Raw genomic sequence first — 436 nt, 5'->3', positions numbered from 1 at the left:
CCGGGCTGCTCGCCGCCCCGCAGTCGGCGACCGCCGCCGAGATCCGGATCCATGACATCCAGGGCAGCACCCGAATATCCCCGTTCGCGGGCAAGCAGGTGTCCGAGGTCCCCGGTACGGTCACGGCGATCCGCGCCTTCGGCTCCTCGCGCGGCTTCTGGTTCCAGGACCCGCACCCCGACCGGGACCGGGCCACCAGCGAGGCGATCTTCGTCTACACCGGCTCGACCACCCCGTCGGTCGCCGTCGGGGACGCGGTGCGGGTCTCCGGCACGGTCAGCGAGTACTACCCGGGCGGCGCGGGCGCCGGGCTCCAGTCGGTGACCGAGCTCACCAAGGCGACCTGGACGGTCGAGTCCTCGGGCAACGCGCTGCCCGCCGCCTACGCGCTCAACCCCTCCACCGTCCCCGACCGCTACGCCCCCGACGCGTCGGG

General features: G+C 73.9%; 1 pseudogene. It reads left to right on the top strand.

Annotation, left to right across the window (positions count from 1 at the left end):
* A pseudogene (locus tag CCN51_RS31430) lies at nucleotides 1–436 on the top strand (endonuclease/exonuclease/phosphatase); the annotation flags it as partial.

Source organism: Streptomyces milbemycinicus, assembly GCF_002154605.1.
In the GTDB taxonomy this organism is placed as follows: Bacteria; Actinomycetota; Actinomycetes; order Streptomycetales; family Streptomycetaceae; genus Streptomyces; species Streptomyces milbemycinicus.
This window is presented reverse-complemented; position numbering and strand designations above follow the sequence as displayed.